We start from the raw sequence: 20,620 nt of genomic DNA on the forward strand, positions 1-20,620 counted from the left end.
TATAGTAATTTTTCTTTTAAAACTTTTAGTTGTAGGTGCGATTTTTGAATTCAGGGTAACATTAATTGATGTTACTTATGAAACGATTATTATTTTTTGCCGCTATTTTAAGCGTAGGTTTTTTTTCGTGTAAAAAAGACAGAGATCCCAAAAGAGACAGAGCAAATGTTACGGTAAAACTCACCGATGCCCCGGGTGCTTTTAGCGCCGTAATGCTAAACGTTAAGGAAGTTATTATTATTACCGATCAAGGTCAGCAAAGTTTTCCGGTTAATGCAGGGCTGGTTAATATTTTACGATATCGTAACGGCCGAGACACCGTTATAGCAGGGGGAGATGTGCCTGCCGGCAACATACAACAAATACGTTTAGTGTTGAATGAGAATGGTAACCGGGTAGTTGTAAATGGCACGTCGCAAGACCTTACTACGCCGAGTGGCCAAACATCTGGAGTGAAGTTAAATCTTCAGCAAACCCTTACCCCCGGCGTTGCTTACACTATTAAGCTTGATTTTGACGTGACTAAATCAATTGTGCTTACCGGTAACGGAAAGTATATTTTAAAACCGGTTATTCGCGCAATTGCCGATGCAACCTCCGGCGTACTTACAGGTACAGTGTCACCTGCTACATCAATGCCTAAGGTTTATGCAATTGCAGGTACGGATACCGTGGGCACCATGGCTGATGCTGATGGAAGATTTTACTTTCAGGGCCTTGCAGCCGGAACTTATTCTGTAAGGTTTGAGCCGCTTTCTCCGTATCAGGTTAAGACTGTTACCGGTGTCACAGTATCCACCGGACAAGTTAAGGATATGGGCGTTGTACCTATGAATTAATTATTATTTTTTGATTTACTGAATTATTGGTTTGAGCTTTTGCTCGAAAAAGATAATTCAGTAATTCAATGTTTAAATCGTTAATTAAAAGTTAATAATTCAACATTAACTTACTCCGCATATGCAATTGTAGCTATGCTTAATTTCGCTCCCTCAATTTTAAGTAGTTCAATACCGCAGGCCTCTAATGTGGAACCTGTAGTAACAGTGTCATCCACCAGCAAAATATGCTTGCCTGTTAATTCACCGGGCTTGCTAACGCTAAAAACCTCTTTCATATTCTCAAACCGGGCAAAGCGGGACTTATGAGTTTGTGTTGCTGTGTTTATTGTTCTGATGAGGTTGTTTTCTAAAACAGAAACGTTAAGTCTTTCTGCCAAACCTTGGGCAAATTGAGCACTCTGATTATAACCGCGTTCGCGCATGCGGCGTTTATGTAACGGCACAGGTATAATCAGGTCGATATGTTTAAAGCGGTCGTTTTTTGTTAATTGATCGCCTGCCATAACGCCTAACACATTACCTATTTGCGGCATGTTTTTATATTTTAAATGATGTAGCAGGTTTTGCACCTTTCCGCCTTTCGAAAAGTAATACATAGCATACGCCGCTTCAATATTCAATTTGCCCCAAAATTGCTGCGCTACTACATTTTCAGGCTGTAAATGAAAGTTGGTAAAAGGTAAACTATAGCGGCAATCTGTACATATAACATGCTCGTTGGCAACCAACGCCTCGCCACATGCCGGGCACAGGTGAGGAAACAATAGCGCAGTAAAATCTGACCAATAGCGCGTGAGCAGGTTCATACTGTTAAATTACGTGATATCAGTTTAAGTTTATGCACTCAGGGTAAAAAATTGTTAAACCACAACACAGGTAGCGACGCAGTAGGTTTGTAATGTAATTGATTATTAAAAATTTACACCTATCGCCGGTAACGTCAGGTAATAACTTTTAAGTTAGAATTTTTATACTCAAAATCAACCCAATTTAACTTTATCAGTAAGATAGGTTACTTGCCGTCTTTAATAGCCAATTGTCCGCAGGCCGCGTCAATGTCCTTACCACGGCTGCGGCGTATGTGGGTATTTACGCCTTGTTTGCGCAGAAATTCGGCAAATGCTTCAACGCGGTCTTCGCCGGCATTTAAGTAGTCGGCAAACGCAATGGGGTTATATTCGATGATATTTACTTTGCATGGCAAATGCTTACAGAAACGGGCCAGTTCAGCAGCGTCCTGTAAGGTGTCATTCACACCATCAAAAATAATGTACTCGTAAGTTACCGGATTTTTGGTTTTGGCGTAGTAGTACTTCAATGCTTCGGCCAATGCTTTCAATGAGTTTTGCTCATTAATGGGCATAATGGTGTTGCGTTTTTCATCATTCGCAGCATGCAGCGATAAAGCCAGGTTAAACTTTACATTATCATCGCCCAGCTTTTTGATCATTTTGGCAATGCCGGCGGTTGATACGGTGATACGCTTGGCTGCCATATTCAAACCATCTTCAGAAGTAAGCTTGTGAATCGACTCTAAAACGTTTTTGTAATTGAGTAAAGGTTCGCCCATACCCATATAAACAATGTTGCTTAAGGGAATGCCATAATTTTCGCGTGCCTGCTTATCAATCAACACAACCTGGTCGTAAATTTCATCAGCATTTAGGTTGCGTTTACGTTCCATATAGCCCGTAGCACAAAATTTACACGTTAAACTACAGCCTACTTGTGAGGATACACAGGCCGTCATGCGCTCGGGTGTAGGAATTAAAACGCCCTCAATTAGGTGGCTATCGTGTAAAATGAAAGAATTTTTTATAGTTTTATCAGCACTAAATTGGGAGTTATTAATTTTTACATTATTAATTACAAATTTATCCTCCAGTTTAGTGCGAAGTTCTTTTGAAATATTGCTCATCTCGTCAAAAGAAAAGCATGATTTTTTCCATAGCCATTCGTATACCTGTTTAGCGCGGAAACCCTTTTCGTTCATTTCCGAAAAATGTTTCTGCAAATTTTCCAGGCTTAAGCTGCGGATGTCGATCTTTTCTGTAACGCTGTTCACGCCACAAAAATACGAAAATTAAGAAGTGTATTTTTAAATCGTAATGTCAAAAACAATTAACTTTTAATTATTGTTTTTTAACTTTATTGAAGGTTCGTTAACGGATTGAGTAAAACTATATAGATGCATGAAAATTTTTAGAGCCGATTACGTTTTTCCTATTAATGCCGAACCAATTAAAAACGGGGCCGTTGTTACAGCCGACGATGGTAAGATCATCTCCGTTGCTGAAGACATCCCTCCCGACTATGCACACATTACAATAGAAGAATTTAGTGGTATTTTATGTCCGGGGTTTATCAATGCCCATTGTCATGTTGAACTTTCGCATCTTAAAGATAAAATTACTGATGGCGAAGGCCTGGTAACATTTATTCAGAATGTTCAATTACATAGAAACGCCACACAACCAGAGATTGAAGCAGCAGCCTTAGCCGCTGATGAAGCCATGTATAAAAATGGTATAGTTGCCGTTGGTGATATTTCAAATAGCAATGTCACGGTTGCTTTAAAAGCAAAGAGTAAACTGTACTACCACACTTTTGTTGAGGCTTTCGGTTTTTTGCCGCAAAGGGCCGAAGAAGTTTTTGAAAAGTCATTAAAGCTGGTAAGCGAGTTTAATCCTCAGCCTTGTTCTGTAACGCCTCATGCGCCTTATTCTGTTTCGAAAGATCTTTTTAAACTCATTAAGCGCTACGCCGACAACAACAGAAACCTTATGAGCATGCACAACCAGGAGTGCGAAGATGAAAACAAATTTTTCAGGTATAAGTTAGGCCGGTTTAACGACTTATATGCTCATTTTGGCATGGATATAAGTTTCTTTAAGCCGCAGGCTCGTAATTCTTTGCAATCTGTATTGCCGCTGCTTTCCAGTAAGAGAGATATTTTGCTGGTGCATAATACCTGCACTAACTTAAAAGATATTTACTTTTTAAAGCGATTTGACCATAAAATACATTGGTGCTTTTGCCCTAATGCCAATATTTACATTGAGGGTACGCTGCCAAAAATAGATTTGTTTATTGATCAGGGCTTTAACATAACTCTTGGTACCGATAGCCTGGCATCTAATTACAAACTATGTATTTTAAGCGAAATGGCTACCCTGCAAAAGCATTTTCCAACGTTATCATTAGCACGGTTGTTAGAATGGGGTACCCTAAATGGCGCTAAATTTTTGGGCGTTGATAATAATATGGGGTCGCTTGAGCCAGGTAAAACCCCTGGTATTAATTTGATAACAGGTTTAAATGATCTAACACTAACATCGGAAACGAAAGTGAGACGGTTAGTGTAAGATTGTTCTAAGGTTGAAATGTTGTACAGTTGGCTTGTTTTATTTATTCGCTAAACTTTCAACATTGTAACTTTGCAACCTTACAACAACAAAATGAAACATCTTGATATAACGGTTAAAGGCAAAGTGCAGGGTGTGTTTTATCGCGCGTCTACCAAAGCTGTAGCCGACCAGTTAGGTATACGCGGCACGGTTAAAAATGAGCCCGATGGCAACGTTGTCATTGAAGCAGAAGGCGACCCAGCTTTGTTGGACCTGTTTTTAGACTGGTGCAAAGAAGGCCCCGAAAACGCAGAAGTTACCGCTGTTGAAACTAATGAGGGCGAATTAAAAAACTATCGTAATTTTGAAGTAGTAAAGCGGGGTTTGTTCAAATAGCACTACTCCGTCATGCCGAATTTATTCCCGCATCTCAAACGCCCGGTCAGGTATCGGGTATTGATGGGATGCTGAACACTTTTAGCATGACATACACTTAATATAACATTTCATTGTCAACTGCTAAAAAATTTGCGGGCCAAACGGCTATCTATGGTTTGAGTACCATAGTGTCCAGAACACTTACCTTTTTTTTAACGCCACTTTATGTAAGAGTTTTGCCCATGGCAATGGGCGGGTATGGGGTGTTTACCTACATGTTTTCTTATGCGTCAGTTTTAAATGCCATTCTCTCATTTGGTATGGAAACTACCTACTTCAGATACCTTAACAAAGAAGAGATAAACAAGCAACAGGTTTACAATAATACGTTTGGAGCAATCATCATTATATCAACGGTGTTTTTGTTGCTTACAATGCCGTTCAGCAATACGGTTGCATCAATTATACAATTTGGCAAAACCAGCGAAGCTGATTTTGCCAGATTTATACGTTATCTGGTTGCTATTTTAGTATTAGACGCTTGGTGCGTTATTCCTTTTGCCAAGCTAAGGGCAGAGGGGCGCCCGGGGCGTTTCGGGGGTATAAAACTGGCTAACGTAATGGTTTTTGTTGGGGTTAATCTGCTATTGCTGGTGGTGCTCCCTTTCTGGATATCACACCAATACTCAGGTTGGGAATCTTTGCAAGGCCTTGTGCTACGCAATAAGGTTGAGTACATTTTTATATCTAACCTAACCGCAAGCGCAGTTACATTGCTACTGCTGCTGCCTGAAATTAAGAACGTTAGGCCCAACATAGATAAAGCTGTTTTTAAGGACATGCTGGTTTACAGTTGGCCTGTGTTAGTAGCCAATTTGTCTTTTATTGTAAACGAGAACTTTGATAAACTTTTGTTAGGCAATTTGCTGCCTAATGATATTAGTGAAAGCGAGGTGGCCATATATGGCGGGTGTGCAAAGATCGCTATCTTTTTAAGCATTTTTGTTCAGGCGTTTAGGCTGGGGGCCGAACCATTCTTCTTTAGCCATGCTAAAAACAAAAATGCTGGCCAAACCTACGCACGCATTATGGACTACTTTGTAATTGCCATATGCATGATATTTGTTGGGCTAACGGCCAACATAGAAATACTTAAATATTTTATTCCAAAACAAAGGTACTGGGTGGGTTTGCCTGTAATCCCTCCTTTACTATTTGGCTACGTAAGTTTAGGTATTTATATGAATCTGTCAGTGTGGTACAAACTTTCTGATCAAACTAAGTATGGGTTGTATATATCAGGAGTGGGGGCAATATTCACCATTGTACTCAATTATATATTTATACCTAAATACAGCTACATGGCTTCTGCATGGATATCGTTCTCTGCGTATACTGTCATGATGTTGTTATCCTATTTTTGGGGACAAAAAAATTATCCCATTCCTTACAATATAAAAAAGAGTCTCGCTTATATCCTCTCAGCTGCTTTTCTCGTTTATATATCTTTCTATGTTTTCAATCGTAACATTTTTATAGGCAATGGCCTTTTAATTGCGTTTGCATCTGTAGCTTTATATTTTGAGTGGAAAAGTTTAAAATCTATTTTTATTAAGTCATGACCATTCGCGTTATCAATAAATCTAACAACAGTTTACCTGCTTACGAAACTTTACACGCTGCCGGCATGGACCTTCGTGCTAACCTTGAGGCGCCTGTATTGTTAAAACCGTTAGAGCGTAAACTTATTCCAACCGGGCTTTATATTGAATTGCCCGAGGGATTCGAGGCGCAAATACGCCCGCGCAGCGGCCTGGCTTATAAACATGGCATAAGCATAGTAAATGCGCCGGGAACAATTGACGCCGACTACCGCGGCGAGATAGGCGTATTGCTGGTTAACTTGTCTGACCAGGTTTTCGATGTTAATCCCGGTGAGCGCATAGCGCAAATGGTAGTTGCCCGACATGAAAAAGTGGAATGGCAGCAAGTTGAAGAATTGAGCGAAACCGGCCGCGGCGCAGGCGGGTATGGACATACCGGCAAATAAAATAATTAAGGAGATTACAGCATTGGCAATAGTGGCGTTGAATACAATTGATATAATGAACAGAAAACGGGGCAAGTATTTATTGATGGTTGTCTGCCTCGTTGTGTCTGTACAAAACCTGCAGGCGCAGGGTCGACGCGGAGCGCAAGCTGAAGCGCAAAGCGTTGAGCAGCTGTTTTACGCCGCGCTTACAAAAAAAACAATTGACGATAACGCAGGTGCGGCAACCCTCTTTGCCAAAATACTGGAGATAGAGCCATCTAATGATGCGTCGTTATATGAATTGGCTAACATCAAAAAGCTACAGAATAACTATCCCGCAGCTACGCCATTGTTGGAAAAGGCCGTTACGTTAAAGCCCGATAATACGTGGTACTGGCTGTCCCTTGCTGATGTTTATGAAAAAAGTAATGAGTTTAGTAAACTCGAAAATGTTTTCACCCAGTTGATCAGGCTGAATCCGGATAAGGTTGATATTTATTTTGATAAAGCCAATGCATTGTTTTTACAAGGCAAGTATGATGATGCTTTAAAGGTGTACAATGATATTGAGAAAATAACAGGCCCAAGCGATGATTTGACCATTAACCGGCAGAAAGTGTATCTGAAGCAAGGGAATCCGGATAAGGCAGCTGCATCCTTAGAAACTTTGATCAGCGCTAATCCTACCAACACGCGGTATTACCTTATGTTGGCCGATCTGTACAATTCCATTAACCAGCGCGATAAAACAGTGCAGGTATTAGAACGTGCCAAAAAGATTGATCCCGAAAATGGACTGATACGCCTGGCGCTGGCAGATATCTATCGGGATAAAAAGAATATTGAAGGAAGTTTTAGCGAATTGGAGAAAGCTTTCTCCGTACCCGAACTTAACATTGAGCAAAAAATACGCATCATTGCCGGCTACATACCACAGTTTCCTGACCCTAACGCAAAAGCGAGTGCATTAGCGTTAGCCAAGTTACTGGTTGCAAGTCATCCTGAGGACGCAAGATCTTACTCATTATATGGCGATATATTGTTGCAGAATGATAAGGTAGCTGAAGCTAAAGCCGCTTATCAAAAATCGTTGGCTATCAACAATCAAACTTATGAGGTACGCGAGCAATTGGTGCGCATAGCTTTAAGCGAAAACGATTTGGCAACGGTCATCAAAGAAGGTGAAGATGCTTTGGCTTTTTTCCCCAACCAGGCCAGCATGAATTATTTTGTTGGGTTGGCATTTCTGCAAAAAAAAGACGCTAAAAAAGCATTAGGCTATTTAAAGAATGCAACTTCGCTTGAACTGGAAGATAAGGAGATACTGTCTCAATCATACTCCGCATTGGGCGATTGTTATCATGAATTGCAGAACAATAAAAGTTCTGATGAAAGTTACGATAAATCTCTCCAGCATAATGCCGACAATATTTACACGTTAAATAACTATGCCTACTATTTAGCTATACGTGGCGAAAACCTGGTAAAAGCGGCAACCATGGCTAAACGCGCCGTAGAGCTAAAGCCCGATAATGCATCATTTGAAGACACTTATGCATGGGTGCTATTCAAACAAAAAAAGTATACCGAGGCTAAAACATGGATGGAAAAAGCCATGCAGCACAATAAGGATAAAAGTGCTACCCAGGCAGAACATTACGGCGATATTTTGTTTAATATGGGAAATGCCGATGCAGCCTTACAGAACTGGTTGAAAGCTAAAGAATATGGCGGAAAGTCGGCAGTGTTAGAGCGTAAAATAAATGAGAAAAAATATAGCGAATAAAATAGCGGTTGCTTTTTTGGTAGTTTTAGTAGTTACCGGGTGTAAAACAAAAAAAGCCCTGACTGCAGCACCGGCTGCTACAACGCCTGTTGTGGTTGATAACTCAAAAGCAAATACCATAGCGGCCATAAAAGACAGGCAGCTCAATTTCAAAACATTTTCCGGTAAGGCAAACGCTCAGCTCAACATTGACAATGATAATAAGAATGTTAACATGAACATTCGTATTGATCATGGCAAACAAATATGGGTTTCCATCTCTGTTACGGTATTGGCAACATTTGAGGTGGCCCGCGCAGTAATTACCCCGGATAGTATTAAGATTGTTAATAAGCTGCAAGGCGTTTATATTAAAAAGCCGTTTAGCTATGTGCATAATTATGCAGGTAAGCAGGTTAATTTTGCTACAGTGGAGGCGTTGCTGACAGGTAATGCAATACCGGAATTTTTGTCAACTAATGCCGATCTGAAACAGGCAAACGGCAACGTTTCGCTTTCAGGCAGTATGCAGGAGTTACTTTATACGTTAGTGTTCAACCCCGATTTAAAAGTAAGACAGTTGGATCTTTCTAATAGCGCCCAGCAGCAATCGTTACAGGTTACTAACAACAGTTTTGTGTTGGTTGATAGTCGCACACTGCCGTCACAGATTGCCATTAACTCTAATGTTAAAGGGAAAAAAATAAATATCAATCTGGAGTATTCAAAAGTTGAGCTTGACCGTGCGTTGGAAACTCCTTTCAATATCCCTGAAAGCTATACACCTGCCAATTAAAATTTATACTTTTGAAGGGATGAAATTTTTCAAGGTACTCTTCTTTTTGCTATGTGTTACAGCAACATTAACCGTTTGCGCCCAATCAAGTGAGCAGTTAAAACGTCAGCGCGATAAATATAACCAGGAATTAGAGGCGCTTACCCGCGAGTATAATGCAACGCTTAATAATAAAAAAGCAACCATTAAGCAGCTAAATATTCTTAAAGCACAGATTAATCTGCGCGAGAAAAAAATCACTAACATCAACGCCGAAGTACGCAACCTGAGCAGCCAGATAGCCGAGAATACAAATACAGTACACAGTTTACAGCAGCAGTTGGATCAGTTGCGTAAGGAATATGAGGCAATGGTGCTTTTTGCTTACCGCAACAAAAGCGGATACAACAAACTGATGTTTATTTTCGCTGCCAAAGACTTTAACCAGGCTTATAAGCGTTTAAAATACTTACAGGAGTTTGCTTCCTACCGTAAAAGGCAGGCACAATATATTGAAGAGAAACAAAAGGAATTACACGTTTACATAGTTAGGTTAGACAGAACCAAAGACGAAAAGAACCATCTTTTACTGGATCAGGAAAAAGAGAAGGAAAATTTAGGGAAACAAAGAAGCGACCAGCAACTGGTGGTGAAGGATCTTTCAAAACAAGAGGGGCAACTAAAAACTGCCCAGAAAGATATTCAACGTAAAATAGTTGCTACAGACAGGGCCATTAGGGCAGCTATATCGCGCGAAATTGCAGAGGCTCGCCGCAGGGAAGAAGAAGCAGCAAAGGCCAGGGCTGCTGCTGCAGCAGCAGCGGCTAAGGCAGCTAATAAAGAAGCTCCGGCTCCCGCAGCGCCTGTTGCGCGTAAAACCACCAGCGAGGTGTTAAACTCTACGCCTGAAGCCGCGGCTTTGTCAAGTAATTTTTTGGGTAATCGAGGGCGTCTACCATGGCCGGTTACTTCGGGACAGATTATCCAGGGGTTTGGCACTAATACTGTTGAAGGTATAAAAGTTGATAACGACGGTATTGACATCAGAACATCTGCGGGGGCAACTGTTAGGGCCGTGTTTGAGGGGGAGGTTAGTTCTGTTTCTGATATTTTAGGTTCTTACCTTGTAATTATTAGGCATGGTGAGTATTTTACAGCTTACAGCAACTTAAAATCAACAAACGTATCAAAAGGGCAAAAGGTAAGCACAAAGCAAATAATTGGCTCTGCGGCTACTGATGCAGCTACGGGAGAAACGCTTGTAAGCTTCAAAGTTTATAAAGGACAGACCTCTGTAAACCCCGAGATATGGTTAGCCAACAGATAGTTGGTGTTTTATAAAATATTAATTGCATATATTTGTAACCTTAAATTTAAAGAGAAGATGCTGAGCGGTGTGTTTTTATTATTTGATATCGGCGGGCAAGAATTGTTATTGTTACTGGTAGTTGCATTGGTGCTGTTTGGCGGCGATAAATTACCTGAATTAGCAAAGGGACTGGGTAAAGGTATCCGCGATTTTAAAGATGCTTCAGAGGGTGTAAAACGCGAGATCAATAACCAGATAGATAACTTTGAAGTTAAGAAAAGAGAAGAAGAGCGCGCCAAACAAGTTGCAGAAGAGCTGCCTATCGAAAATGATACAAATCGTTTTATAGAGGAGAAATCATCAGAAAATGATTACATGGCGCACAGTAAGCCTGTTAGTCAAGATTATGTTGCCACCGGCGATCAGGTAGAATTTGAACAACATCCAGAACAGGACACAGTAAATGAGAGCGAAGAACAGCAACCTGTAAAAGTTGTTAAGGCTCAGGCTAACGAAAAAACAATATTTTAACCATTATATTAAAACAGAGAAATCATGGGATTTGGAATGCAGGAAATCATTGTAATTCTTTTAATAGTATTACTGCTGTTTGGCGGTAAGAAAATACCTGAACTAATGAAAGGTTTAGGTAAAGGCGTAAAAGAATTCAAAGACGCGCAAAACGGTACAGGCGAAACCGCAGAAGAGAAGCCTAAAGCTTAAGTTTAGCTAAAGTCTTTATTTACGATATTTAATTGAAATAACTTATCTGTTGAAATTTTTGTGCATTTCAACGGATAAGTTTTTTATTTTAGGCCCCTATGATTAAATCTTACTCCTCTTTATCTGAAATACAAAGTGGATTAAAAAGCGGAACCATCACTACGAAAGCGTTGGTTGAGCATTATCTGGGTAATATACATCAATACGCCCACCTTAACGCTTTTAACGAGGTGTTTGAAGAGGAGGCCCTGCAGAATGCTGTGCTTGTTGACGAAAAGTTAAAGCAGGGTACCGCAGGTAGGTTAGCCGGAATGGTTATTGCCATAAAAGACAACATTTGCTACCAGGGCCATGAGGTTACCGCGTCTTCAAAAATTTTAGAGGGCTTCAAATCTATATACTCATCAACTGTTGTTGAGCGCTTGCTTAACGAAGATGCTATCATTATTGGTCGTTGCAATTGCGATGAGTTTGCCATGGGAGCATCTAATGAATCATCTTACTTTGGTTTGGTGAAGAACCATGCCGACAATAACTGCGTCCCGGGTGGATCTTCAGGCGGTTCGGCAGTGGCGGTACAGGCAGATATGTGCCATGCCGCTATCGGTACTGATACGGGAGGTTCAATCCGTCAGCCGGCTGCCTTTTGCGGACTGGTTGGACTTAAACCTACTTATGGCCGTGTTTCACGCTACGGTTTAATTGCTTATGGATCATCGTTTGATCAGGCTGGTCCGCTTACACGTTCAGTTGAAGATGCTGCGCTGCTATTGGAGATAATGGCTGGTGCTGATGAGTACGATAGTACCACCTCGCAATTGCCTGTTGATGCTTATGGTGCCGAACTGAAAAAGTCATCAGGTAAGAAAAAAATAGCTTATTTGCGTGAGGCTTTAACAAGTGATGGGGTTGATGAAGAGGTAAAGAAAGTTTTAAATGATGCTATTGATAAACTTCGTGCCGATGGCCACGAGGTCGAGCCGGTTGAGTTTGATTACCTGGAATATATTGTACCTACATACTATATTTTGACCATGGCAGAAGCGTCTTCAAACCTGGCCAGATTTGATGGTGTTCACTACGGTTATCGAAGTAAAGGTGCTACCGATTTAATGTCGACCTACAAACTTTCACGTACGGAAGGTTTTGGTAAAGAAGTTAAGCGCCGTATAATGCTGGGTACGTTTGTTTTAAGCGCCGGTTATTATGATGCCTACTATGCTAAAGCCCAAAAGGTACGCAGATTGATAAAAGAACGTACAGACAGCATTTTAAAAGAATTTGATTTTATACTGATACCAACAGCGCCAGAGCCTGCGTTTGAGATAGGTCACATCAGCGATGATCCGTTGAAAAGTTACATGGCCGATATATTTACCGTACAGGCATCGTTAGCAGGGGTACCTGCAATTTCTTTGCCTGCCGGAAACAATCTCAGAGGTTTACCGTTAGGTTTGCAACTGTTAACCAGCCATTTCAATGAACAGGAATTATTAAATTTTTCTAAATATTTCGTTGAACTATAAATATTTAATAGATTAGCAATCTTAGTACGTTCGGCGTACAGGCCTTTTTTTAACCCTAATGAGAAAGAATGAAGAGAGTATTTGTTATTACCGCTTTATGCCTTTTATCACACCAGATTATTAAAGCCAACGCCTTACCGGCCGACAGCACTATTAAAAACAAAGCAACTGCTAATGCAACTCCTCCTCCGGCTAATTCAGCTATAGGTATAGTAGCGGCGGAATTGTTTCCTGTTGCTAACGTTTCAAAGTCAATTTCTCCATTTGCCGAAAAGCTTAACGCTATTCAAAAGGAGGTTCCGCTGGATTATAACGAATATGTACAGAGCTACATAGACGTTTACACCCGCCACAAAGACGAAATGAGCCATGTTTTAGGTCTTTCGCAATATTATTTTCCTATTTACGAGAAGATATTCCGCGAGGCAGGTATTCCCGAAGAAATTAAATATTTATCAATAGTTGAATCTAAGCTTGACCCATTCGCGGTATCTCGTGTAGGCGCAACTGGTCCGTGGCAGTTTATGCCGGCAACAGCTAAAACATACGGGTTAGTTATGGATAACTACGTGGACGAACGCCGCGACCCCATAAGGGCTTGCTATGCTGCCGCTGCTTATTTAAAAGACGCTTACATTGAGTTTGGCGATTGGTTGCTGGCTATTGCATCTTACAATTGTGGTAAAAGTAATGTTGAGCGTGCTGTTGAAAAATCGGGCGCGTTAGATTTTTGGGCCATAAGACAATATTTGCCTTCCGAGACCAGAAATTATGTTCCTGCTTTTATCGCCATGTCATACGTAATGAACTACGCGCATGAGCATGACATTGTTGTGAGGCAGGCATCAATATTAGGCACCACAGATACGCTGATGGTAGACAAAAATATTTCACTAAGCAACATAGCCAAGGCGTTGGGGATGGAGCTTAAGGAGATAGCATTGCTTAACCCGCATTACAAAAGGCAAGTTGTTAATGGCAGTACCGAACGTCCTAAGAGGCTGATCGTACCTAAATCATTTGATATAAATTACACTGTATTATACACAGCTTTGAATGATCCTAATGCTGTAATACCGGCCCAGCCAAGAAGGGTTATCCCTGTTGTTGTCCCAAATCCGACAACGATTTCGCCAAATTTGGCCCGAACAGTTAACCCCGTAGTTATTCAAACGTCTGCTCCTTCAGCTTCGGTAAATAACAATATACATGTTGTTCAGCGTGGTGAGGATCTGGTTTTTGTAGCTTCAACCTATGGTCTAGATATTGAAGACCTGAAAAAATGGAACCATCTTCGCGGTTATAGCTTAACGCCGGGCAGAAAAATTAAACTTACAGCAGATGCTGTAGTTGAAACGCCGGTTAGTGCTAATGCCGGTAAAGATATTTAAACTGCAACCGTAACACCTGTATTTGAATTGAATTTGTAGCCCGTATGTTACCGGGCTTTTTTATATATGTGGCGCAAAACAGCTAATTTTGCGCCCAACAAACAATAGCTATGGATACTCCGAACCGAAAGCAGGAAGCCTTAAATTACCACTCAAAAGGCCGTCCTGGTAAAATACAGGTTATACCCACCAAACCCACTAATTCGCAACGCGACCTTACAATGGCTTACTCGCCTGGCGTTGCCGAACCATGTTTAAGAATTGCAGAAAATGTTGAAGACGTTTATAAATACACCGCTAAAGGCAACCTGGTAGGCGTAATAAGCAATGGTACCGCGGTTTTGGGTTTGGGTAATATTGGCCCGGAGGCCAGTAAACCTGTTATGGAAGGTAAAGGCCTGCTGTTTAAAATTTATGCCGATATAGATGTATTTGATCTGGAAATAAATGCTACAACGGTTGACGAGTTTGTAAACATTGTTAAAGCGCTTGAACCAACCTTTGGCGGTATCAACTTAGAGGATATTGGCGCCCCTTCGTGCTTTGAAATTGAACGCAGGCTGAAAGCTGAAATGAAAATACCTGTAATGCACGATGACCAGCATGGAACAGCTATTATTTCGGGCGCTGCGCTGATCAATGCTTGCGAGATCCAGGGTAAAAAGCTGGAAGATATAAAACTGGTAGTGAACGGTGCCGGTGCGGCAGCCGTATCATGCTCAAAAATATACCTTTCTTTAGGGGTTAAAAAAGAAAACCTGGTAATGTTTGACATTAACGGTTTGATTACTCCTGAACGCAATGATCTGGATGAAATGCGTATGTTCTTCGCAACTGAGCGTAAAGACATCAATAATCTAACAGAAGCCATGATGGGGGCTGATGTATTTATCGGTTTATCTGCCGGTAATGTGGTAACCCCCGAAATGCTGAAGGGCATGGCACCAAATCCAATTGTTTTTGCAATGGCTAACCCGGTGCCCGAGATATCATATGATCTGGCTATAGGTGCACGTGAAGACATTATAATTGCTACCGGTCGTTCAGATTATCCTAACCAGGTTAATAATGTTTTAGGCTTCCCTTATATATTTAGAGGAGCACTTGATGTGCGCGCAAGTGCTATCAATGAAGAAATGAAACTGGCTGCGGTGCGTGCAATTGCCGATATGGCAAAGAAGTCGGTACCAGAGGCAGTAAACCTCGCTTACAACGCTAAAAATCTAAAATTCGGCAGGGATTATATCATTCCTAAACCAATGGATCAGCGTTTGATCACTGAAGTATCGGCAGCTGTGGCTAAAGCGGCAATCGATTCAGGGGTAGCACGCAAAACCATTACCGATTGGGAGGCTTATAAAGAGCAATTACGTTTACGTATTGGTCCGGATGATAAGCTGATGCGTAATATCACCAACCTGGCTAAAAGCAATCCTAAGCGTGTAGTTTTTTCTGACGCTGATAACTATAAGATATTGCGTGCAGCGCAGATAGTTAAGGATGAGAAAATTGCTACACCGATACTTTTGGGCGACGAGCCGCGCATCAGACAGATAATAAAAGACCATGATATGGATCTGGGTGATGTAAAGATCATTGATCCGCATTTAGGTGCCGAGAACACCGAAAAGTACGCTAACTTTTTGTTTGAGAAGCGCCAGCGCCGCGGTATTACCCTGTTTGAGGCACGCAAACTTTTATCAGATTATAACTACTACGGCGCATGCATGGTGGAGTTTGGTGAGGCCGATGCATTGATATCGGGTTTAAGTAAAAACTATGCCACCACAATAAAACCTGCTTTGCAAATTATAGGTGTTCAGGAAGATGTTAGCCGTGTTGCTGGTATGTATCTGATGATCACCAAAAAAGGACCTGTGTTTTTTGGTGATACTACCGTGAACGTTGATCCGACTGTTGAGGAACTGGTAGATATTACGGTGCTTATCGAAAGATCGGTAAGACAATTTAACATCAGTCCGCGTGTTGCTGTGTTGTCCTACTCTAACTTTGGATCAAATGAAGGCGCTATACCGGAAGGTACCCGCGAGGTAGTAAAACGCCTGCACAAGCAGTATCCGGATATGGTTGTTGATGGTGATATGCAGGCCAACTTTGCTTTGAATGCTGATCTGTTGGCTGACAACTTCCCGTTCTCAACTTTAAAAGGCAGAGCGGCAAACACGTTGATCTTTCCTAACCTTGAATCGGGTAACATTGCTTACAAATTATTGCAGGAATTAGGTGGAGCCGAGGCTGTAGGACCAATATTGCTTGGGCTTAAAAAATCGGTACATATTTTACAGTTGGATAGTTCGGTACGCGAGATCGTTAACATGGTTACAATTGCCGTTGTTGACGCCCAGGCAAAAGAAACTGAACATTAAAATATAAAAGGAATATAAATGCAAAAAGCCGCCAATTAGGTGGCTTTTTGTATTTATATATCTAATAAATTAGTGTAGTGGTGTTATAGTTAATTTTGTTAACTTGGTGTGCTGAATAAGCGTAACCCAAAATGGCAAAAAGCCGTTAAAATAGCCAATCTGTATTTTTTCCCTGATTATGAACGAAGTAAATACTTCTATACTCATTATAGATGATGAGGAAATGGTGCGCGATAATATCGCCGACATTTTAATGCCGCAATCATCATTTGAAGATTTTGATAGCATGAACGATGCCCTTAACGTACTGTTTGAGGCACCTAAACCTTTATTAACTACGCGTACACCCAACATTCCTGTTTTTTCAGTGCAAAAGGCCGCCAACGGTATGGAGGGTGTTAAAAAAGTTAAAGAAGCAATTGAACAAGGGAATCCCTTCGCCGTAATATTTTTGGATATGCGCATGCCGGGAATGAGCGGACTGGAAACCGCCATTGAGATCAGAAAGCATGATGTAAAAGTTGAGATCATATTCATCACTGCATACAGCGATCGCTCTATTGATGAGATAGTGGAACAGGCAGGGCAGAATGTAGGCTATCATTGCAAGCCTTACGCTCCGGAAGAGATCATACAAATTGCTACAAAGGCTGTTACAGATTACAATAAACTGCGCAACCTTGAGAAGCTGATAGAATCTATATCAACTATTGGCTTAAATAAACACCAGCTTAATTCACTGCTAAAAAATATATTGGACCAACTGGCAGGTTTTGTAGATACGGATCTGGCTTTGATTGGAAAACTGCATGATGACGATAGCTACGAAAAAATACTTTCAATAGGCACGCTTGATGACCAGGTTAACATAGATGAACTCATATCAAGAATAAAAGCCAAAAATGTAAAGCGCGACGAAGTTATACAGATAGATGAGCTTTTTTTGGCTCACATTGATAACTACACGGTTTTTGCGGTTTTAAAAAAGCAGGAAAAACTGAAGGTGGAAAAGATGTATCTACTCAAGTTATTTATTCAGAATGCGGCGCAGGCCATCCGTAATGCTGAGTTAAATGAAAAGCTGATACAGAACGAAAAGCTATCTGCCGTTGGCCAGGTAATAGGTATGGTAATGCATGATCTGCGTTCGCCGATAAAAAATATAACTGTTTTAACCGAATTAATGCGCAAGGATGGGGTTGAGAATCAATGGGTAGATTTTATTGATCAATGTGCGGCCCAGGCTTCGGAGATATTTGACGACTTTTTGGATTTCATCAGAAATACGCCTGTTGTAAAAACGCCTGTTTGCCTGCACAAAATAATAACTAATGCCCTGCAAGTTACAGAGACACGTGCAGGCGCTGAACAGGTTACAATAACTGTAAATATTGACAAGGATGTTAAGGTGCCGGGTGATGAAAGCAAACTGCGCCGGGTATTCAGTAACCTCATCACCAATGCGGTTGATGCTTTGCTGGACAACAATGTTAGTGAGCCACACATCACAATCAATACGCATGTAAAAGAAACTGAAATTGAAATAAACGTGCAGGATAATGGCCCGGGTATTCCATCAGAAATACAGCGAACGCTTTTTGAGCCGTTTGTTACCAAAAAGAAACAACATGGAACCGGTTTAGGCTTAGCCATAGTGAAACAATATATAACCGCGCATGGAGGTAGTATTGCTGTAGAGAACAATGGTGGGGCATTATTTACAATAGTACTTCCATTATAATTTATTCGCTTAATCAATTAACCACACATGAACAATATTATAAAGGATATTGCCGGTTTGGGGTCGTGGCATTATGATGTGACTACAAAAAGTTTGCAGTTTGATCAAGAGACTTTGAGTCTTGTTGGTTTATCACAAGATAGCGGGTATGTGAATAAAAACGGATATGCATTCTGGTTGGATAATCTGCATCCGGGTGATAGGGCAAATGCGGTTGCTACGTTTAAAACTTTTACAGAAGATGAGGCGCAACAACGTTACGAGCAGACCTACCGTTTTAAGCATAGCAGTGGCAAATGGATATGGTTATGGAGTAAAGCCATGCGATATGTTACCGGGAATATAGCAGGAACCATCACGGATATCAGTTTTTTCAAAAAGGAGATTGAGCAAAGCCGTGTAGAAAGTAAATTACTGCGCACATTAATTGATAGTTTGCCTGATGTTATTTATGTAAAGGATGATAAAGGACGTAAGATAATAGCTAATCACGCTGATGTAGCCTCCCTGGGGCTAACAAGTGAAGAAGAGGTGGTAGGCAAAACAGATATTGAATTGTTGAAAGGTGATGTTGGTGAGCGGTGTTATCATGATGATATGCACATTATTGATACCGGAGAACCTATTGTTAACATGGAGGAGTTTTTTTTCGATGCCGACGGTAACAAACAGTGGCTATTAACCACAAAAGTACCTGTTAAAAAATCAAGCGGAAAAACCAGTCACATTTTGGGAATAGGCCACAACATTACCCATCGTAAGCAAAACGAGGAGTCACTTAAATTACTAAATGAGGAACTCTCTGAGCAGGCCGAAGAACTGCGCGCGTTAAACGAGCAGCTTACCTTGCAAAAAGAGCAGGAAACCGAGAAAGCGATAGCGCAGGGTAAGTTTGAAATAGCATCAGAGATATTGCATGATATTGGTAATGCATTGGTGGGCTTCGGCGCTTATCTTAATCGTATTAACCGTTTGCTGGAACGAGGTAACCTCAAAGCACTTAAAAATTTGGCTTTATTTATCAGCACCCAACAAAGTGTAATAGCGCAGGCAATTGGCGTTGATAAAGCAAATGCATTGGTATCGCTTACCGAAACCATGGCCAAAACCCAAACAGAAAGCGATGCTGAATTAACTAATTCGGTAAACGAACTGCTTAATATCACAACACATATCCAGGAGATATTAAACATTCAGCGACAGTTTGTTGGTGGGCATAGCGGCATTCATCAGCGTAAACCGGTTAATCTTATCAATATCATTAACGATTGCCGTTCTATGCTCATGGCCTCAATGGATAAAAAAGGTATACAGTTAACCACCAGCATTGAACCCGGAAACTATGTGATAAAAGGTGATCACACCAAATTAATGCAGGTTATATTAAATGTTTTGAAAAACAGTGTTGAGGCAATTGATTTGGAAGCAAGGCAAAAACAGATCAGCATCAACTTACATAATAAAGCCGGTGCAATAACGCTTTCCATTAAAGACAATGGTAAAGGTTTTAATGAAGAAACTGGTCAACATTTATTTGAACGAGGTTACACCACAAAAAGTAATGGTACCGGCTTAGGACTTTACAACTGCCGTTCAATTATTGAAAGCCATGCCGGTCAGTTTAATATTTCAAGCGGCGGCTTAACTAAGGGCGCCGAAGTAGCTATTGTTTTTGAAGCAGACCAACTGGAGAGCAGAGAAGCTGCTGCTGCCGGAGCTGCTTATAACTTTTAATATCAGCTTTCGTCAACTTAGAAATTGTTAGCTATGGTTTAAATCTATAAATTTATCGTCAGCAAAATTATGTATAATTATATTGACGGTAAATTAGCCTTTAAAAGCCCGGCTTACGTGGTGATAGATGCGGGAGGCGTTGGTTATCAAATAAATATTTCATTACACACCTATTCCTTATTAAGTGCTACCGAGCGGCAAAAGCTTTATGTATGGCTGCATGTTAAGGAGGATGCACATACGCTTTATGGCTTTGTTGATGAAGGCGAGCGGAGGCTATTCCTTCATTTGATCTCTATTTCCGGAATTGGCCCTAATACGGCCCGGATGATGCTCTCGTCCATTACACCAACCGAGATACATACGGCTATTGTAAGCGGCAATGTATCGCTTATACAGCGTATCAAAGGTATTGGTCCAAAATCAGCACAACGTGTAATATTGGAGCTTCAGGATAAATTGAAGAAAGAAGGTCCGGAAACGCTTAGCGTTGCAATAGTTGCTCCTTCAGTTAAAGATGAAGCGTTGGCCGCATTGGTAATGTTAGGCTTCGCCCGCAATGCGGCTGAAAAGGTATTAGACCAGCAAATGAATAAAATGGACAGCTCAATTACCGTTGAACACCTTATTAAAATTGCATTAAAAAGTTTATAATTACTGCTAATTAAAC

The 20,620-nt window shown here is 40.9% G+C and carries 18 protein-coding genes; 16 read left to right on the forward strand and 2 right to left on the reverse strand.

Annotated features, from left to right (window positions below; translation table 11 throughout):
- The first annotated feature begins 77 nt into the window (after positions 1-77).
- Positions 78-839 (forward strand): DUF4382 domain-containing protein, encoded by a 762-nt coding sequence (locus CLV57_RS04305; protein ID WP_157799063.1) that lies wholly within the window; start codon positions 78-80, stop codon positions 837-839.
- 110 nt (positions 840-949) lie between these two features.
- On the opposite strand, the gene CLV57_RS04310 is transcribed toward CLV57_RS04305, so the two are convergent.
- Positions 950-1,648, reverse strand: a complete 699-nt coding sequence (locus CLV57_RS04310) for a ComF family protein (RefSeq protein WP_100340109.1) — start codon at positions 1,646-1,648, stop codon at positions 950-952.
- A 206-nt stretch (positions 1,649-1,854) separates the two neighbouring features.
- Positions 1,855-2,907 (reverse strand): 23S rRNA (adenine(2503)-C(2))-methyltransferase RlmN, encoded by a 1,053-nt coding sequence (gene rlmN / locus CLV57_RS04315; protein ID WP_100340110.1) that lies wholly within the window; start codon positions 2,905-2,907, stop codon positions 1,855-1,857.
- A 127-nt stretch (positions 2,908-3,034) separates the two neighbouring features.
- On the opposite strand from rlmN, the gene CLV57_RS04320 reads away from it, so the two are divergent.
- From CLV57_RS04320 to ruvA, 15 genes are all read left to right on the forward strand, one after another.
- The gene (locus CLV57_RS04320; RefSeq protein ID WP_100340111.1) at positions 3,035-4,207 is read left to right on the forward strand and encodes an amidohydrolase family protein; all 1,173 of its coding nucleotides are present in this window, start codon (positions 3,035-3,037) and stop codon (positions 4,205-4,207) included.
- Positions 4,208-4,300: 93 nt separating this feature from the next.
- A complete protein-coding gene (locus tag CLV57_RS04325) occupies positions 4,301-4,585 on the forward strand; it encodes an acylphosphatase (RefSeq protein ID WP_100340112.1) in 285 nt (94 codons plus the stop codon).
- Positions 4,586-4,698: 113 nt separating this feature from the next.
- Positions 4,699-6,189, forward strand: coding sequence for an MATE family efflux transporter (locus tag CLV57_RS04330; protein ID WP_100340113.1), 1,491 nt, complete (start codon positions 4,699-4,701; stop codon positions 6,187-6,189).
- A complete protein-coding gene (gene dut, locus CLV57_RS04335; protein WP_100340114.1) occupies positions 6,186-6,617 on the forward strand; it encodes a dUTP diphosphatase in 432 nt (143 codons plus the stop codon). Before CLV57_RS04330 ends, dut begins: the two co-directional genes overlap by 4 nt.
- A complete protein-coding gene (locus CLV57_RS04340) occupies positions 6,598-8,385 on the forward strand; it encodes a tetratricopeptide repeat protein (RefSeq protein WP_100340115.1) in 1,788 nt (595 codons plus the stop codon). The genes dut and CLV57_RS04340 overlap by 20 nt, the downstream gene beginning before the upstream one ends.
- Positions 8,363-9,160 carry a DUF4292 domain-containing protein gene (locus CLV57_RS04345; RefSeq protein ID WP_100340116.1) on the forward strand — a complete coding sequence of 266 codons (798 nt, stop codon included), beginning with the start codon at positions 8,363-8,365 and terminating at the stop codon, positions 9,158-9,160. The genes CLV57_RS04340 and CLV57_RS04345 overlap by 23 nt, the downstream gene beginning before the upstream one ends.
- 19 nt (positions 9,161-9,179) lie before the next feature.
- Entirely contained in the window at positions 9,180-10,466 is a 1,287-nt protein-coding gene (locus CLV57_RS04350; RefSeq protein WP_100340117.1) for a murein hydrolase activator EnvC family protein, read from the forward strand.
- Between the two features lie 3 nt (positions 10,467-10,469).
- Entirely contained in the window at positions 10,470-10,979 is a 510-nt protein-coding gene (locus CLV57_RS04355) for a Sec-independent protein translocase subunit TatA/TatB (RefSeq protein ID WP_245856854.1), read from the forward strand.
- Between the two features lie 24 nt (positions 10,980-11,003).
- Positions 11,004-11,171, forward strand: a complete 168-nt coding sequence (locus tag CLV57_RS04360) for a Sec-independent protein translocase subunit TatA/TatB (RefSeq protein WP_211290023.1) — start codon at positions 11,004-11,006, stop codon at positions 11,169-11,171.
- A gap of 98 nt (positions 11,172-11,269) precedes the next feature.
- Positions 11,270-12,697 (forward strand): Asp-tRNA(Asn)/Glu-tRNA(Gln) amidotransferase subunit GatA, encoded by a 1,428-nt coding sequence (gene gatA / locus CLV57_RS04365; protein ID WP_211290024.1) that lies wholly within the window; start codon positions 11,270-11,272, stop codon positions 12,695-12,697.
- A gap of 68 nt (positions 12,698-12,765) precedes the next feature.
- Positions 12,766-14,088 (forward strand): lytic transglycosylase domain-containing protein, encoded by a 1,323-nt coding sequence (locus CLV57_RS04370; RefSeq protein ID WP_157799064.1) that lies wholly within the window; start codon positions 12,766-12,768, stop codon positions 14,086-14,088.
- Positions 14,089-14,198: 110 nt separating this feature from the next.
- Positions 14,199-16,475, forward strand: coding sequence for an NADP-dependent malic enzyme (locus CLV57_RS04375; protein WP_100340119.1), 2,277 nt, complete (start codon positions 14,199-14,201; stop codon positions 16,473-16,475).
- 178 nt (positions 16,476-16,653) lie between these two features.
- A complete protein-coding gene (locus CLV57_RS04380; protein ID WP_100340120.1) occupies positions 16,654-18,216 on the forward strand; it encodes a hybrid sensor histidine kinase/response regulator in 1,563 nt (520 codons plus the stop codon).
- A 27-nt stretch (positions 18,217-18,243) separates the two neighbouring features.
- A complete protein-coding gene (locus tag CLV57_RS04385) occupies positions 18,244-19,950 on the forward strand; it encodes a PAS domain-containing sensor histidine kinase (protein ID WP_100340121.1) in 1,707 nt (568 codons plus the stop codon).
- A 69-nt stretch (positions 19,951-20,019) separates the two neighbouring features.
- On the forward strand, positions 20,020-20,604 hold the full coding sequence (gene ruvA, locus CLV57_RS04390; protein ID WP_100340122.1) for a Holliday junction branch migration protein RuvA: 585 nt from the start codon (positions 20,020-20,022) through the stop codon (positions 20,602-20,604).
- Positions 20,605-20,620 lie beyond the last annotated feature (16 nt).

The sequence above is a fragment of the Mucilaginibacter auburnensis genome (assembly GCF_002797815.1).
GTDB classification, from domain to species: Bacteria; Bacteroidota; Bacteroidia; order Sphingobacteriales; family Sphingobacteriaceae; genus Mucilaginibacter; species Mucilaginibacter auburnensis.